This is a genomic window from Bacillus sp. S/N-304-OC-R1 (genome assembly GCF_019749375.1).
In the GTDB taxonomy this organism is placed as follows: domain Bacteria; phylum Bacillota; class Bacilli; order Bacillales; family Cytobacillaceae; genus Cytobacillus.
This window is the reverse complement of record NZ_JACWFE010000009.1, coordinates 205,616-221,412: the sequence shown is the minus strand read 5'-3', so window position 1 is coordinate 221,412 and position 15,797 is coordinate 205,616. Positions and strand designations below refer to the sequence as shown.

Sequence of the window (15,797 nt, the reverse complement as noted above, 5' to 3'; positions counted from 1 at the left end):
AAAATGAATAAACATTTAAAGGTGATAGATTTGAGTATTTTATTAATCAAGGATTTAGAAAAGCATGTTGAGCATACATTAGTATTTCCGGCTTTCAGCTTGGAAGTTTCGAAGAGTGAGGTTGCCGCGATCCATTCAAATACGAATGTACGGAGTGTTTTATTACAATTACTTATAGGAGAAATGCCAATAACAGATGGTGTAATCGTCATTAATGGGCAAAAGGAAAAACAAAATAGAAAGAAATATTTAAGAGAGACCGGCTTTTTCAGCTTAGAGGATGCCTTATATGAGAGATTAAGTGTAAAGGATAATTTATCATTTTATAAAAAGTTATTTGACTCAGAACTTTCACTTACTGAAGTCCTTCAAATGGTTGGGCTTGAGACAAAAGAAAATGTTCGATTTGGCAAATTAACGTATTCAGAAAAGCGAAGAGCCCATTTTGGGCGATTACTCTATCAAAATCCATCTCTATATGTTTTTGAAGAGCCTGATCAGAACATTGATTTAGAAACGAAACGTGTATTTTTAAAGATAGTGGAACAATTAAAGAAGCAAGGGAAGGCGGTCTTAATTCTAACAAGTAATATGGAAACCGCACTTTCTGTGACGAATCGGGTTTATCGTTTAGATGAGAGAGGTCTGCTTACTCTTGACGTGATATCAGAGGATGAGCATGCCAAAGAGGCGATTTTGACAGAGGACGCAAAGCAGACGGACGAGGAAATTATAATCCAGCCTGTCCGCTTTGAGAAAATCCCTACAAAGGTAAATGACAAAATCGTTTTATTCGATCCGCCCGAAATTGATTATATTGAGAGCAGTGATGGGCAGTCGAACATTTTCATTAAAGGGGAAATGTATCCAAGTGTGTTCACAATGTCAGAACTAGAGCAACGGCTGCATCCATATGGATTTTTCAGATGTCATCGCTCCTACATAGTGAATCTTCAGAAGGTTCGTGAAGTCGTGACTTGGACTAGGAACAGCTTTACTTTAGTGTTGGGCGATGTGAAAAAATCATCTATTCCATTATCGAAAACAAAAATGGCTGAACTAAAGGGAATGTTAGGGCTAAAATAAGCTCCATTCCACATGAAAAATACTCCATTCACCTTCATAATCACTCTTTTCATCGGAAATATAATGTGAAGGATTAAGTTGTTTAATACGATTGAGTCAGGTCAAGTAAACCTTCACAGGAGGATGGAAATGGAGAATATTATTGAAGTATCAAATTTAGCAAAAATGTTTTCAAATCAAATTGCGTTAGAAAGTGTTTCCTTCCAAGTAAAAAAGGGTGAAACTTTCGGTTTCTTAGGCCCTAGTGGATCCGGAAAAACGACCACCATTAAAATATTAACTGCTCAGATGGCTCAGACAGATGGAGAAGCTTTAGTTTTTGGTGTACCAGCTTCGAAATTAAAGGCTGCTAGCTACCGCAAAAAAATTGGTGTGCTGACAGATAATAGCGGGCTTTATGTTCGCCTAACGATATATGATAATTTAAAGCTCTATTGCGATTTGTACGATGTGCCTTATTCCCGCATCGACGAAGTGTTAGAAATGGTTAATCTAAAAGAAGTAAGTAAGAAGGCAGTGTCGAAGCTTTCAAAAGGGATGCTGCAGCGAGTGACGTTAGCAAGAGCATTTTTGCATAAGCCTGAACTATTGTTCCTGGATGAACCAACGTCTGCACTTGATCCTGTTAATACGAAGCATATTTATAAAGGCATGGAAAATCTAAAGGAGCAAGGGACGACAATCTTTTTAACCACTCATGATATGGAGGAAGCGGAAACTCTTTGTGACCGTGTGGCATTTTTAAATGATGGAAAAATTCGATTACTTGATTCACCTAAGGCATTGCGCCAAAAATTCGCTGATCCAACCTTAACCGTAGAGTTAAGTGATGGCTCGAAAAAGATTATTGATCGAGGACCTAACGGAGCGCAAGAGATGTATGCCTATATGACAGAAAATAAAGTTGTATCGATTTATTCAAATGAGCCTACACTTGGTGATATTTTTGTAGAGGTAACAGGGAGGAAATTATCATGATTTTTTCTATGAAACGTACAATCGCTATTTTACAAAAGGATTATAAAGATTTATCGAAAAATATGTTTGTGGCATCCTCTGTATTCATGCCACTCGTTTTGGCTGCTGTATATGGGAGAGCTGGAGTAAAAGAAATAAGTGGGCATTATATGATTATAAATTTGACCTTATGTTTAGTAGCGGCATATGTACAATGTTCTCTTATCGCTGAAGAGAAAGAAAAAAATACATTGCGTGGCCTTATGTTATCACCTGTAAACACGATGGAAATATTAGCTGGAAAAAGTCTTCTTAGTTTTATCGGGACAATTATTGTCATTATTGCAGGGGCATTTTTAACAGAATACAAGCCTGCTAATCTATTCACCGTTTCTATTGCCATCGCTTTATCGACTGTATTTTATATTGGACTTGGAACGGTGCTTGGTTTAGTAACAAAATCTGTGATGGAGGCATCTGTCGTTATATTGCCGTTCATGGGAATATTCACCTTTGGCTCCGCTTTGGGGGTATTTGCTGATAAATATCCCATTTTAAAGGCTGCTGAGTTCTTGCCAAATACACAATTAATTGAATTAGCCGCACAAGATGAATTAGGTGCTAGCTTCATAGATATTGGGCTTAATCTTGCTGTTATTCTTGCATGGGTTGTTGCTATTTATATAGTAGCTGTGATTATTTATAGAAAGAGAATGATGGATTAAAGCTGATGGGATCACCATCAGCTTTTCGACTTTTGTGGTAATTTTATTACAGGATTCTACTAAATTTCCTAGGAAATGACTTCCAAATAGTGCGTGAAATGACGAACGGTTGTCTGTGTGAGCTATATATTTCATTAGGGAAAAGAGATATGACATAATTAGGGGGAATATTCAAACATGTAGGAGGGCTATTATGGAATTAAATCAATGGTTTGAAAAAGGATTATCAGTGCAACAATACATTGAAAATATGAAAGTTAATGAAGTGGAAATGAAGCAAATTTTCCAAAGCTTTTCTCTTTCGGCAGAAGAAAAAGAAAGAATCGCTCATCTTAAAGAAGAAGGTTTTAAAGTAATTGTTCTATCAGAAGACTGGTGTGGAGATGCGCTGCTTAATAATCCGATTTTACTTAAAATCGCTGAAGAAATAAATATGGAAGTCCGTTTCATTTTAAGAGATCAGAACCTTGAATTGATGGATCAATATTTGACAAATGGAACTTCACGAGCGATTCCCATTTTTATTTTTATCAATCAAGCTGGAGAAGAGTTGGCTGTTTGGGGGCCTCGTGCACAGCAAATACAAGAAATGGTGAATCATGAAAGAAGTCAGCTTCCTTCTCAAGAAGATCCGGAATTCAAGGATAAGCAAATGGCTATGTATAAGAAATTTAAAGCGTCTTATCTAGAAGATTCAACACTGTGGCATATTGTAGCTGATAACATTATCGATACGATTAGCAAGATTAAGTAAATCTAAAGGATGTGCGTGCTGTGGAATGGAAGCAAAATGAGATAACGGAAAAACTGGGCATTTCCTATCCGATCTTTCAAGCACCGATGGCAGGCGGGATAACAACATCAAAGTTAGTAAGTGAAACATCAAACTTCGGAGGGCTTGGAAATATAGGTGCTGGTTACATGTCTCCTGAGGAAATGGAACAGTCCATTCAAGAAATCCGACTGTTAACAAGCAAACCGTTTGGGATTAATTTGTTTGTGCCAAATCAAAATATTGAATATTCAGAGGAAGAATATGCTGAAGCGCAGAATGCTTTATTAACATTTAAAAATGAATTAGGGATTAATGACAGTAATCAGGGGGTTAAACAAGATTATACAGCCCTTTATGAAAAGCAAGTCGAGGTTGTTCTGAAGCTAAAGGTTCCGGTATGCAGTTTTACATTCGGCATTCCTAGCGATGAAGTTATAAAGGAATTGAAGAATCAAGGCATAGTCATTATAGGGACAGCTACCAATGTAAAAGAGGCGATAGAGTTAGAAAAATCTGGTGTTGATATGATCGTAGCACAAGGGAGCGAGGCAGGAGGTCATCGTGGAACCTTTCATGAGGAAGGTGCTGGATTAATTGGGTTAATGGCTCTCATCCCTCAAGTAGCGGATGCTGTTAAAGTTCCTGTTATTGCTGCAGGGGGAATAATGGATGCTAGAGGAATAGCCGCTGCCTTTCTTCTTGGAGCTAAAGGTGTACAGTTAGGCACAGCCTTTCTAACTTGTAAGGAAAGTGGGACTCACCATGTTTACAAGAATGCCATATTGAATAGCACAGAAGAGCAGACAACACTTACTAAAGCTTTTTCAGGTAAATTGGCCAGGGGAATAAAAAACCGTTTTATTGGGGATATGAATAATAGCGAAAAACAAGTTCTTCCATTCCCGGTTCAAAATGATTTAACAGGATTGATTCGAAAGCAGGCTGCTCAATTAAATAATCCGGACTATATGTCACTGTGGGCAGGGCAAGGGGTTCGACTTGCGAAGGAGACCACTGTGAGGGAATTGATGGAGCGATTAATTAAAGATTATGGAAAACTTTGATAGAGCACTTTGACAGGATAAAGGATCGAGTTTATCGGACAGGAAACGGGGAAACTCAGGAGAGATTGTCCAATATCCGGGTTTATCGGCCAAGGTAGATCGAAATCAAGGGGAGTTTGTCCGATATTTGGGTTTATTGGACAGATATAGAGGAAAATCTAGAGAAGCTGTCCGATATCCGGGTTTATTGGACAGGTATAGAGGAAATCTAGAGAAGCTGTCCGGTATCTGGATTTATTGGACAAGTATAGAGGGAAATCTAGAGAAGTTGTCCGATATCTGGATTTATTGGACAGGTATAGAGGGAAATCTAGAGAAGTTGTCCGATATCTGGCTTTATCGAACAGGAACAGAGGAAACTCAAAGAAAGTTGTCCAATATCTGGCTTTATCGGACAGGAACAGAGGAAACTCAAGGAAAGCTGTCCGTTAAACTGAGTTTAAATCTAACAAAAGGGCCTCCAGAAAGTTAGCCGAAACTTACTTTCTGGAAAGCCCTTTTTTTCGTACTTTTACTTTTCAGTTAAAGCTTTTGTTAATCCAGGAACGATTTGCTTCTTGCGGGAAACAACGCCTTTTAAGAGAGCACGGTTGTTTTCAAGTTTAACATTGTATGCTTCCTCAACGGCTGCTGTTTCATTTCCAACCGCGATCGCTACAGAATCATTGTTTAAAATATCAGTTAGAACAAATAGGAACAAATCTAGTTCTTTATTTTTTACTACTTCAGAAAGTTTTGCTTCAAGCTCGTCCTGACGGCTTAAAACATCATTTAAATCTACTGCATTGACTTGAGCAATTTCAGTTTTGTAGTTGCCCATTTGGAATTCCTTAGCATCAAGAGAAATTAGCTCGTCAATTGTTTTATCGCTAAGGTCAGCGCCTGCTTTAAGCATTGCTAATCCATATTCCTCTGGATTAACGCCTGCAATTTCAGCAAGTTCGCGTGCTGCTGCTACATCTTCCTCTGTGCAAGTAGGAGATTTGAACAGTAAAGAGTCAGAGATAATAGCTGAAAGCATTAAGCCAGCTGTTTCTTTACTAATTTCAACGGAGTTTTCCTTGTAGATCTTTTTCAAAATTGTAGCTGTACAGCCAACCGGTTCAGCACGGTAGTATAAAGGATCGCTTGTTTCAAAGTTGGCAATACGGTGGTGGTCGATTACTTCTAGAATTTTCACATCACGAATATCCTCTGCACTTTGTTGAAATTCATTATGGTCAACAAGAATAACCTCGCTAACTTCCTTTGAAACAGCTTCAACGAGTCGCGGTGCTTCCACCTTGAACGTATCAAGTGCAAATTGTGTTTCAGCATTGACTTGTCCTAAACGGATAGGCTCAGCATCTACACCTAATTTAGTTTTTAACTCTGCATATGCTAGTGCGGAACAAATGGAATCTGTATCAGGGTTTTTATGACCGAAAATAAATACTTTAGACATAATCCTTCTCCTTGATTAAGTAAATTAATGGCGGTAAAAGCCTGTTGTTATTTTACCATATATACAATAGTAGAAAAAAACAACTTTTCATATAATGTGAAAAAATAAAGGGGATATCAGAAAAGATGGAGAAGTATTAAAAAATGTTAGGAGGGCAGCCCATGGGAAGCATAGCGGTCATTTCAGATATTCATGGAAATATAACGGCTTTAGAGGCCGTATTAGATGATATTAAGGCTAGAGGAATTGATACGATCTTTTGTTTAGGTGATTTAGTCGGAAAAGGACCCAATTCGCAAAGAGCCGTTGAGCGTATTCGAGATATTTGTGAAGTAGTCGTTCTAGGGAACTGGGATGATTTTATTCAGAAGCCAGCTGAAATCGAAGAGGTGAATTGGTATAAGGCTCAGCTCAGCAAGGGTTCACTTGATTATTTAAGCACATTGCCATTTCATCATGATTTTTATATGAGCGGTAAGTATGTCAGACTATTTCATGCTTCTGCAAAAAGTGTGTACCATCGGGTCGTTCCAATGCGGGATTCTTATGAAGAAAAGCTTGCGATGTTTGATAATACCGAGAAAATAACTCACCAGGGGATATTGCCTGATGTCGTTGGATATGGGGATATCCATGCGGCGTTAATTGAGCCGGTGAGGCCGCAAAAAATACTTTTTAATGCGGGAAGTGTTGGGAATTCATTAGATATTCCCCAAGCCACTTATACCATTCTTCATGGAGAGTATTTATCTGCAAAGCCTTCTCCTTTTTCGATTGAAATTATCCGGATTCCATATGATATCGAGAAAGAGATCGCGATTGCGAAGGAGATGGGGCTGCCCAATCTAGAGGCATATGCGCTTGAGCTCCGTGAAGCAAAATACAGGGGGGCTTATGGGGCGAAGGGGTAAAGAAAGAGACCGAATTTCAGTATTCGGTCTTTTCCATGAGACAGTCTATGCCCGTTTTGCGTTATTCTTTGGCGGAATTCGATCATCTTTAAGTGATTTGTCGTTAATTTTTGGTTCACGCTTATGGAAATGATTGTGAATATTAGATCGATGCAGGTAAATTAAAAATAATAGAAAAATAGAAAAGATAAGTTCATCCTCACGGTTCGGTGTGAAAAAAGAATAAATAAGAAGTGCTAATCCAACTGAAATGGAACCATAATATACATATTTCGAAATATATATAACTAGGAAAAAAGCTAAATACGCGGCAAAAAACATCCAAATATTTGCGGCAATCAGGACCCCGGCCGTCGTCGCAATGGCCTTTCCCCCGCGAAAGCCTGCAAAAATAGGGAAGCAATGCCCAAATACAGCAGCAAGTCCAATTAATAATGAATCTATTTCCAATCCTAATAAAACAGGAAGATTAGCAGCTAATGCTCCTTTTCCAACATCGATAAGCAGTACAATAATAGCAGCTTTTTTTCCAAGAACTCTTAAAGTATTGGTGGCTCCCGGATTGTTGCTGCCATGCTCGCGTATATCTATATTAAAAGCAAGCCTGCCAACGATAAGTGCAGTTGGAAAAGAACCAATTAGATAGGCAACGATAAACAGTATGATTGTCATCTCATCATCCTTTATGGGAAAATAATAGTGAGTGGCTTCCAAACTTGGGTGAAAACGGTTGATCTTATTTTACCATGGAAGTTTCTTCATTGCGCGAGAATTTTCAACGTGAAAGAATCGGTGAATTCTGTATGATAGGTTAATAAACTATAAATATAGGGGGGAGATTTCAATGAAGGCAGCCATTTTGTTTGTGATTGTCTTAACTGTTATTGCGGTGGTCTCTACAATTATTGTGATATCGAAAGGGGACCCAAACTATAGAAAATCTTCAAAGCGCAACACCAGAAATTTGACTGTTATTTATTCATTTACCATATTAATATCATTTTTCGCGCTTGCATTATATATTTGGATCTTTTAATATTTTCAATGACGCTTGGATCAATGATTCCAGGCGTTTTTTCATGTAACGCTATAATTTCTTAAAAAAAATTATTTTTAGTGTAGGGGTTTGATGGATAGGCTTCGTCTATTAGGGTGGAAGCTGTCAGAAAGGGGGGGAGAGCGATTAGCGACCAAGTTCTTATCCAAAAAGTAAAAAGCGGTAACGACCATGCCTTCCGGTTATTGGTTGAGAAGTATCGCAGTGATTTGTTCCGGACGATCTATGCGGTATTGCGAGACCAAAAAGAAGCAGAGGACGCTACACAAGAAGTATTTATCAAGATTTATACCTCTCTCTCCCAATATGAAAATCAAGGCTTTAAAACATGGATAACAAGAATTGCCGTAAATCATGCCATTGATGTAAAGAGAAAGCGAAATCGGCTTCAAGAAGATATAATAGATTTGGCAGAATACAGTACTTTGGGAACACCAAAGGAAAGTGTTGAGACAGAGCTTATTCATAAAGAAAAAGTGTTTCGTATTCGGGAAAAATTGCATGAGATGCCTGAAAATTATCGACATGTTATTTACGATTTCTATATTGCAGAAAAAACGTATGGGCAAATGGCTGAGGAACAAAATGTCGGAATTAAAACAATTGAGACGAAGCTCTACCGTGCCCGTACTTGGATGAGGAAGCATTGGAAGGAGGATGATTTTTCATGACACATTATTCGAAAGAAGAATGGATGAAATACGTGAATAATGAAATGACTCAAGACGTTCGGGAGGAGTATGAGAATCATCTGTATACTTGTGACCAATGCTTAACTTTGTACCTTGATGCGGTGGCAGAAGCGGAGGAAGATCTGCCTGAAATTGAGAATGAATCTGGATTTACAGATTTAATTATGGCGCAAATTGCTGAGAGCAAGCCACCTGTACTGAAAGCCGCAACAGAGAAGAAGAAAAGGAGCAGACCATTCTATCAAACGGCGATCTTTCACTATTCCATTGCAGCGGTCATGACCATCCTTTTAATGTCAACTGGTGTATTCCAGTCAATCACCCAATATACAGTAGCTCTTCAAAAACCAAGCTTCCAGGAAAAAAGGACATCGATCACAGAAGGAATTGTGGATAAAACCTTTGCCTGGATGGATTCATTAGAGAAAAAAAGCAAGGAGGCTGGTAAATAATGAAAAATCCAATTGTCGCATTTTTGCTAGGATTCTTTCCTGGTGGAGGATTAATGTACTTAGGGAAGGTTTTGCGGGGCTTAGCTTATATGTTCGGGGAATTTTTCCTGATTGCGATTACTTTAATGTTACTTAGTGTAAATTTTGAGGAATTTGCCCTAGTTATCGTATGTGTCGGAGTGCTTCTATATATTGTTAATCTTATTGATACGGGTATTACCGCCTCAAAAGTACTGCAGCGAAAGGAAAAGCTAAGTGCTGAAGCACCTTCTCCTGGCAGTGATATCGAATATGAACGGTTTCGCACGATTCTATTATCTATTATCCCTGGGGTTGGGCATTTTCAGCTTGGATTAATGAACAGAGGAATTACTCTATTAATTGCCTTTATGGGCTTAGCGGTTATGGTGTTTTTTGTAGCGGTATTAACACATAGAAGTGAGTTTTTAATCTTTTGGGCAATATTGCCAGTCATTTGGGTTTATGGATTTTTTGATGCTATTCAGCAATTAAATCGAAAGCAGCGTGGGGAGCAGCTTGTGGATCGCACGATTTTAGAAGACTTCGAAACCCGCAGAGAAGATGGTAAAAAGAGTAAAACGATTGCTACTCTTCTATCCGTTTTCCCTGGGGCTGGTCATCTTTATCTCGGATTGCAGCGTCGCGGAATTCAGTTAATGGCCGCATTCCTATTCTCAATCTATATATTAGATGTATTGAGGTTAGGCATTTTCTTATTCTTAATCCCCATTATCTGGTTCTATAGCTTCTTTGATGGCTTACAAAAAGCATCTAGATTCGAAGAAGAACCACTAGAGGACATGCCGATTATTTCGTATTTATTTAATCACCAAAAATGGATCGGCATTGGTCTTGTGCTGCTGGGGCTGTATTATTTAACAACGAATATTTTGCTGCCGGTCTTATCGCCGTTACTGATGGATTTAATTCAAGTTGATATTCGTTACTGGTTTGAGGGTTATTTCCAAACAGCCGTTGTCTGCATCCTCCTGATTGGCGGAGGATTGAAGCTGATGATGGGGAAAAAGGATCGAAAAGTGGAAGTGACGGAGGATTAAGCTTCTGTTGGCAGCCAGGGATTTTGAATGAATCCCTGGAGCTTTCATTAAGGCGAAAAATAAATCAATAAGACAATTTATTATATAGTAAGGAGGTTTTTATTATGAGAACCTGGCGTGTTGGTACATTTTCTATGGGGGCTTCGCTCCTTTTGCTCGGTATTTTTCTGCTTTTATCACAAATCCTTGGTTACAAGCTGTTGCATATCATGATGTCTTGGTGGCCAGTCATTTTAGTCGTCCTTGGAGCCGAAATTTTAATATTTTTACTAGTATCTAAGCAGGAAAAACCACTATTAAAATATGATTTTCTAAGCATTTTCTTTGTTGGCATTCTAGGAACTGTCGGTATAGGATTTGCGATTTTGAGTTCGACAGGAATATTGGAAAAGGTTAATGATGTTCTCCAAAGAGAAGAAAGAACAATGGAACTTCCCCCTTTGGAGCAGAAAATAAATGACAAGATCCAAAGAGTTGTGGTGAATACAGAACGGTCTCCGCTTGCAATTGAAGGAACGCAGGAAAATGAAATTACGATGTTTGGTACATATCGTGCTTTATCAGGGAAAAATGAAAAACTGATCACAGGCATAGATGATTATGTGTCAGTAAAAGAAAAAGGCGATACCCTTTATGTGAATGTGAAGGGTTTCCCAATTGAATCACTAGGTCCATTTAATCGATTTGGAAGCTTATCAGCAACAATATTAATTCCTTCTCATGTCAAGCTTGAAGTCATCGGAAATGATAATTCAATATCCCTGAAACCACGCTCGCTCAATAGTGATTGGGCTGTTGATGGCAGTTCCCATCTTTCTATTCAGATTCAGAACTCCAGTGATGTGAAGGTAACTGCATCTGAAGTTCAGGAAATTCAAGGGGATTTAGCCAAATGGAATATTACAAAAGAGAAGCAAACAGATGAAGAAGGCAATGAGTTTGATAATGGAGTTATTAAGCTAGCCACTTATCAAAATGGTCAAGGAATTCATCAACTTCAAATTTTGAATTGCTACCAAGTAAGTTTAAATTCTATTGAATAAGGAGATAATCACAAAATAGCAGATACCCGGATCATCCGGGTATCTTTTTCAAATCATAAGCATCTATTAGTATGAGAGAGGATTTATATTCATGAGTTTTGGGAAAAATGGGTGAATGCGTAAAATAAATGGGTCTATTTTCAGATTAGCAAAAAATTGATATGTTGGAGTCTTTTCGATATTATGTTAAATGGTATTAGAAAACGGATATTCAAACATAAAGTTTATTAATAGGATGATGGGTATGAAAAGAGCAAGAATTATTTATAATCCAACTTCCGGTCGGGAAATTTTCAAAAAGAATCTAGCGGAAGTATTGCAAAAGCTTGAGAAAGCAGGTTATGAGACATCTTGCCATGCGACAACGGGCCCAGGAGATGCAACGACTGCAGCAAAAATTGCAGTTAAACGTAAATATGATCTTGTTGTAGCTGCCGGAGGAGACGGCACGATCAATGAGGTCGTAAATGGCCTGGCTGAGCAGGAATACCGTCCGAAGCTAGGAATTATTCCTGTTGGAACGACAAATGACTTTGCAAGAGCCCTTCATATTCCGAGAGATATTGAAGCAGCAGCAGATATTATTGCTAAAGGCGACACAATTCCTGTTGATATTGGACGAATTAATGATAGATATTTTATTAATATTGCCGGCGGAGGAAGGCTAACAGAGCTAACCTATGAAGTTCCGAGCAAGCTGAAAACGATGCTAGGACAGCTGGCCTACTATTTAAAGGGAATTGAAATGCTCCCATCTATCCGTTCAACAGAAGTGAGAATTGAGTATGATGGAAAGCTTTTTGAAGGAGAGGCCATGCTTTTTCTTGTTGGTTTAACGAACTCAGTAGGGGGATTTGAAAAGCTTGCTCCAGATTCGTCGATCAACGATGGGCTGTTTTCGCTGTTAATTTTAAAAAAGACAAACCTGGCTGATTTTATCCGAATCGCTACATTGGCTGTCCGTGGGGAGCATATTAACGACCCGCAAGTAATTTATACACAGGCGAATAGAATTAAAGTGCAATCAAGCGAGAAATTGCAGCTAAATCTTGATGGAGAATTCGGCGGTTTGCTTCCGGCTGAATTTGTAAATCTGTATCGCCATTTAGAAGTATTTGTACCAATTGACCAAATCCGTGATGAGGACCGCCCGAGAGACTGGGCAAGCAATCTTGAGAGTGGTGAAGCTCGTTCCGAATAGGGAGCGGGCTTTTTATAGTTTGCTATTCGGGAGTCTAATGTAAAAGGCGTTGTTTCATTCCCCGTATAAGTTGGAAAAGGTAGTTTGCGGTAAAATAGTGGGTGTTTCATTTCCCGTGCGAAGAGAAAAAAGTGGTTTACGGTAAATGAGTGTGCGTTTCATTTCCCGAGTGAAGAGAAAAAGTGGTTTACGGTAAAATAGAGGTTGTCTCATTCCCGGTGCAAAGAGAAAATGGTGGTTTGCGGTAAATGAGGAGGTGTCTCATTCCCCATATGAAGAGAAAAAAGTGGTTTACGGTAAAATAGAGGTAGTCTCATTTCTCGTGCGAGGAGAAAAAGGTAGTTTGCGGTAAAATAGAGGTAGTCTCATTCCCCGTATGAAGAGAAAAAAGTGGTTTACGGTAAAATAGAGGTAGTCTCATTTCCCGTGCGAGGAGAAAAAGGTAGTTTGCGGTAAAATAGAGGTAATCTCATTCCCCGTCCGAAGAGAAAAAGTTGATTTACGGTAAAAGAGGAGTGTCTCATTTCACGTATAAAGTAAAAGAGGAGATTGATAGTAAATGAGCGGTCACGTAAATCACCTGTTTATAGTGAAAATGTATCTCTGAGCAGCGAAATTTCCCAGTGACAAGTTAATATCCTCAAGCACTTCGTATTTACCCTCATAATATGATACAATTTCCCTTATTAATGCTGAAAAAAGGAAGAATCGGATGAGCAAAACATTACCAGTACAGAAAAATGATTATATAGACGTGGTTTTTGAAGATTTAACTCATGAAGGAGCCGGAGTCGCGAAGGTGGAGGGGTATCCTCTCTTTGTTCCAAACGGGCTGCCAGGTGAAAAGGCAAAGATAAAAGTTCTTAAATTGAACAAGGGTTATGGATTCGGAAAGCTTATTGAAATTAATGAAAAAAGCCCATATCGGGTTGAAGCCCCTTGCCCCATTTATAAAGAATGTGGTGGCTGCCAGCTTCAGCACTTAAGCTATGAAGGACAGCTGAAAGCGAAGGAAAAGCAGGTAAGAGATGTTCTTGAGCGGATCGGGAAGCTAGAAAATGTAAAGGTGCATCCAGTGCTCGGAATGAAGGAGCCTTGGCGTTATCGCAATAAGGCTCAGGTACCTGTCGGAGAGCAAGAGGGCGGATTGATTGGTGGATTTTATCAGCAGCGCTCCCATCAAATTATTAATATGAAGGAATGCCTGATCCAGCAGGAGAAAAACGATGAAGTCGTTCAAACAGTTATTGACATCTGCAGCCGCTACGGTGTCCGCTCTTATGATGAAGGAAAACATAAAGGCGATCTTCGGCATATTATGGCCCGCTATGGACTTGTAACGGGAGAGGTAATGGTTGTTCTTGTAACGAGAACAAATGAGTTGCCTCAGAAGAACAAAATTGTTGAAGAAATTGTATCCCGTATTAAAGGGGTTAAATCCATTGTTCAAAACGTTAACTCAAAGAAAACGAATGTGATTTTTGGTGATCAGACAAAGGTCCTTTGGGGCGAGGAAGTCATCTATGATTTCATCGGCGATATTAAGTTTGCTATTTCAGCACGCTCCTTTTATCAGGTTAATCCTGAACAAACGAAAGTCCTTTATGATAAAGCTCTGGAGTATGCCAATTTAAGTGGAGAAGAAAGCGTAATTGATGCCTATTGCGGCATCGGAACGATTTCTTTATTTCTCGCACAAAAGGCGAGGAGGGTATTTGGGGTCGAAATTGTACCAGAAGCAATTGAAGATGCGAAGCGAAATGCGGAGCTCAATGGCATCGCGAATGCAGAATTTGCTGTTGGGGAAGCGGAAGTTGTGATACCGAAATGGTATGAACAAGGTAATTCGGCAGATGTGCTAGTCGTGGACCCGCCGCGTAAAGGCTGTGACGAAGCGCTTCTGAATACTATTATTGAAATGAAACCGAAGAAAGTCGTTTATGTCAGCTGTAATCCTGGGACATTGGCGAGGGATTTGCGCATACTGGAGGATGGCGGGTATAAGACGGTTGAAGTGCAGCCGGTTGATATGTTTCCTCAGACGATGCACGTGGAAGCAGTAGTGAAATTATCCTTGATATAACAAGACTTTAGTGCAAGGTATGTTGGCATTGACCACATTTTAACCACATACCTTGCAAAATCTTTAATTTGAAATGTATTTTTCAAATAGATCAACTGATTTTTCCTTCATTGATTCGGTTACGTGAGCATATACATCACCGGTTGTTTTTATACTACTGTGGCCGAGACGGTCTTGCACCTCTTTCAATGACATCCCAGCTTCGAGACACATTGTTGCATGAGTATGACGTAAATCATGGAATCGAATTTTCGTGACATTCGCATTTTTTATTGCTCTGTTAAATTCGGAAGTTAAGGACCTAGGAAAAATAGGCTTACCCGTATGAGTTGAGAAAATTAGATCAATGTCTTCGAAAACATTACGATAGGCCATTTTAATTTTATTTTGATGGGCTTTCCATTCTTTTAATTCTTTTATCAATGAATCTCCGACTTTAATTTTTCTAATAGACGATTCAGATTTAGGAGTTGTAAAACGAAATCCGTCTTTGTCGTATACAAGAGTTCGCTCAACAGTGAGATTTTTATTTTCCTCATCTAAATCAGACCATTTTAATGATAAAATTTCACCCCGCCTGCAACCAGTGTTAAGTGCTAAATTTGCAATTGAGTGTGTTCTAAAATCATTTAATCTGGTTGTTAGTAAAAAAAGGTTCATTTCGTCAATCGACCATGTTTTTTGTTCAACTCTTCTTGGTCGTGGCTTTTCGACATCTACCAGGGGATTTACTTGAATGATTTTCCACTTTCGTGCAGTTTCTAAAGCTCCATATAAAATTGTACTAATGTATTCAACATATCTAGGTGACAGCCCTTCGTCTGATAGGTCATTTACAAACTTTTGGAGGTTAATAGGATTTAATTGAGTTATTTTATATTTGCCTAAAACAGGTTTAATTCGATAATTATATGCGTTAGTGTATTCTTTAAACGTGGTTTCTTTTACTTTTCTCTTCATAATTAATTCAAACCATTTAACAAATAAACTTTCGACTGTGATTTCAGCAAGATCACTTGAAACACCATTGGCATCCTTTGTCTTTAATTCTTCAATTGCTGCATCTACTTTCTCCTGCGCTTCTTTTTTAGTATCAGCTCTTCTTGTAACTTGCCTCCTTTTTCCTGTAATTGGATCACGAGGTCCATCTTCTGTACACTTCCATTTGTATCCCTGCTTATTTTTTGCAGGAACTTTTTGAAAGTAGGCCATAAATCCCCCTCCTTAT

At 38.8% G+C, this 15,797-nt stretch carries 16 protein-coding genes; 13 read left to right on the top strand and 3 right to left on the bottom strand.

Features of this window, described 5'->3' with window-relative positions; translation table 11 throughout:
* Positions 1-30: 30 nt before the first annotated feature.
* The 6 genes from H0173_RS09800 to H0173_RS09775 all read left to right on the top strand — a co-directional run bounded on the left by H0173_RS09800 (position 31) and on the right by H0173_RS09775 (position 5,079).
* Positions 31-1,086, top strand: coding sequence for a LytTR family transcriptional regulator DNA-binding domain-containing protein (locus H0173_RS09800; RefSeq protein ID WP_221846164.1), 1,056 nt, complete (start codon positions 31-33; stop codon positions 1,084-1,086).
* 129 nt (positions 1,087-1,215) lie between these two features.
* On the top strand, positions 1,216-2,064 hold the full coding sequence (locus H0173_RS09795) for an ABC transporter ATP-binding protein (RefSeq protein WP_221846163.1): 849 nt from the start codon (positions 1,216-1,218) through the stop codon (positions 2,062-2,064).
* A complete protein-coding gene (locus H0173_RS09790) occupies positions 2,061-2,768 on the top strand; it encodes an ABC transporter permease (RefSeq protein WP_221846162.1) in 708 nt (235 codons plus the stop codon). The genes H0173_RS09795 and H0173_RS09790 overlap by 4 nt, the downstream gene beginning before the upstream one ends.
* 193 nt (positions 2,769-2,961) lie before the next feature.
* The gene (locus tag H0173_RS09785; RefSeq protein WP_221846161.1) at positions 2,962-3,522 is read left to right on the top strand and encodes a thioredoxin family protein; all 561 of its coding nucleotides are present in this window, start codon (positions 2,962-2,964) and stop codon (positions 3,520-3,522) included.
* 20 nt (positions 3,523-3,542) lie between these two features.
* Positions 3,543-4,607, top strand: a complete 1,065-nt coding sequence (locus tag H0173_RS09780) for an NAD(P)H-dependent flavin oxidoreductase (protein WP_221846160.1) — start codon at positions 3,543-3,545, stop codon at positions 4,605-4,607.
* A gap of 127 nt (positions 4,608-4,734) precedes the next feature.
* Positions 4,735-5,079: a hypothetical protein gene (locus tag H0173_RS09775; protein WP_221846159.1), complete on the top strand. Its 345-nt coding sequence runs from the start codon at positions 4,735-4,737 to the stop codon at positions 5,077-5,079.
* A 39-nt stretch (positions 5,080-5,118) separates the two neighbouring features.
* On the opposite strand, the gene H0173_RS09770 is transcribed toward H0173_RS09775, so the two are convergent.
* Positions 5,119-6,051 (bottom strand): manganese-dependent inorganic pyrophosphatase, encoded by a 933-nt coding sequence (locus H0173_RS09770; protein WP_221846158.1) that lies wholly within the window; start codon positions 6,049-6,051, stop codon positions 5,119-5,121.
* A 161-nt stretch (positions 6,052-6,212) separates the two neighbouring features.
* On the opposite strand from H0173_RS09770, the gene H0173_RS09765 reads away from it, so the two are divergent.
* Positions 6,213-6,962: a metallophosphoesterase family protein gene (locus H0173_RS09765; protein WP_221846157.1), complete on the top strand. Its 750-nt coding sequence runs from the start codon at positions 6,213-6,215 to the stop codon at positions 6,960-6,962.
* A gap of 45 nt (positions 6,963-7,007) precedes the next feature.
* Here the strand turns inward: H0173_RS09765 and plsY are convergent, their stop codons facing one another.
* Complete coding sequence (gene plsY / locus H0173_RS09760) at positions 7,008-7,634, bottom strand: glycerol-3-phosphate 1-O-acyltransferase PlsY (RefSeq protein WP_221846156.1); 627 nt, start codon at positions 7,632-7,634, stop codon at positions 7,008-7,010.
* Between the two features lie 480 nt (positions 7,635-8,114).
* Here plsY and H0173_RS09755 point away from each other — a divergent pair, with 480 nt between their 5' ends.
* From H0173_RS09755 to rlmD, 6 genes are all read left to right on the top strand, one after another.
* Positions 8,115-8,690 (top strand): RNA polymerase sigma factor, encoded by a 576-nt coding sequence (locus tag H0173_RS09755; RefSeq protein ID WP_221846155.1) that lies wholly within the window; start codon positions 8,115-8,117, stop codon positions 8,688-8,690.
* Entirely contained in the window at positions 8,687-9,163 is a 477-nt protein-coding gene (locus tag H0173_RS09750; RefSeq protein ID WP_221846154.1) for an anti-sigma factor family protein, read from the top strand. The genes H0173_RS09755 and H0173_RS09750 overlap by 4 nt, the downstream gene beginning before the upstream one ends.
* The gene (locus H0173_RS09745) at positions 9,160-10,242 is read left to right on the top strand and encodes a hypothetical protein (protein WP_221846232.1); all 1,083 of its coding nucleotides are present in this window, start codon (positions 9,160-9,162) and stop codon (positions 10,240-10,242) included. Before H0173_RS09750 ends, H0173_RS09745 begins: the two co-directional genes overlap by 4 nt.
* Positions 10,243-10,346: 104 nt before the next feature.
* The gene (locus tag H0173_RS09740; RefSeq protein WP_221846153.1) at positions 10,347-11,285 is read left to right on the top strand and encodes a hypothetical protein; all 939 of its coding nucleotides are present in this window, start codon (positions 10,347-10,349) and stop codon (positions 11,283-11,285) included.
* Positions 11,286-11,529: 244 nt separating this feature from the next.
* On the top strand, positions 11,530-12,486 hold the full coding sequence (locus tag H0173_RS09735) for a diacylglycerol kinase (protein WP_221846152.1): 957 nt from the start codon (positions 11,530-11,532) through the stop codon (positions 12,484-12,486).
* 712 nt (positions 12,487-13,198) lie between these two features.
* Positions 13,199-14,569: a 23S rRNA (uracil(1939)-C(5))-methyltransferase RlmD gene (gene rlmD, locus H0173_RS09730; protein WP_221846151.1), complete on the top strand. Its 1,371-nt coding sequence runs from the start codon at positions 13,199-13,201 to the stop codon at positions 14,567-14,569.
* 63 nt (positions 14,570-14,632) lie between these two features.
* On the opposite strand, the gene H0173_RS09725 is transcribed toward rlmD, so the two are convergent.
* On the bottom strand, positions 14,633-15,781 hold the full coding sequence (locus H0173_RS09725) for a tyrosine-type recombinase/integrase (RefSeq protein WP_221846150.1): 1,149 nt from the start codon (positions 15,779-15,781) through the stop codon (positions 14,633-14,635).
* Between the last annotated feature and the right edge of the window lie 16 nt (positions 15,782-15,797).

Excerpts from the sequence above, each read along its gene's own strand:
- H0173_RS09795 (WP_221846163.1), top strand. The coding sequence starts at position 1,216 with ATGGAGAATATTATTGAAGTATCAAATTTAGCAAAAATGTTTTCAAAT.
- H0173_RS09790 (WP_221846162.1), top strand. The coding sequence starts at position 2,061 with ATGATTTTTTCTATGAAACGTACAATCGCTATTTTACAAAAGGATTAT.
- H0173_RS09785 (WP_221846161.1), top strand. The coding sequence starts at position 2,962 with ATGGAATTAAATCAATGGTTTGAAAAAGGATTATCAGTGCAACAATAC.
- H0173_RS09770 (WP_221846158.1), bottom strand. The coding sequence starts at position 6,051 with ATGTCTAAAGTATTTATTTTCGGTCATAAAAACCCTGATACAGATTCC.
- H0173_RS09765 (WP_221846157.1), top strand. The coding sequence starts at position 6,213 with ATGGGAAGCATAGCGGTCATTTCAGATATTCATGGAAATATAACGGCT.
- plsY (WP_221846156.1), bottom strand. The coding sequence starts at position 7,634 with ATGACAATCATACTGTTTATCGTTGCCTATCTAATTGGTTCTTTTCCA.
- H0173_RS09750 (WP_221846154.1), top strand. The coding sequence starts at position 8,687 with ATGACACATTATTCGAAAGAAGAATGGATGAAATACGTGAATAATGAA.
- H0173_RS09740 (WP_221846153.1), top strand. The coding sequence starts at position 10,347 with ATGAGAACCTGGCGTGTTGGTACATTTTCTATGGGGGCTTCGCTCCTT.
- H0173_RS09735 (WP_221846152.1), top strand. The coding sequence starts at position 11,530 with ATGAAAAGAGCAAGAATTATTTATAATCCAACTTCCGGTCGGGAAATT.
- rlmD (WP_221846151.1), top strand. The coding sequence starts at position 13,199 with ATGAGCAAAACATTACCAGTACAGAAAAATGATTATATAGACGTGGTT.
- H0173_RS09725 (WP_221846150.1), bottom strand. The coding sequence starts at position 15,781 with ATGGCCTACTTTCAAAAAGTTCCTGCAAAAAATAAGCAGGGATACAAA.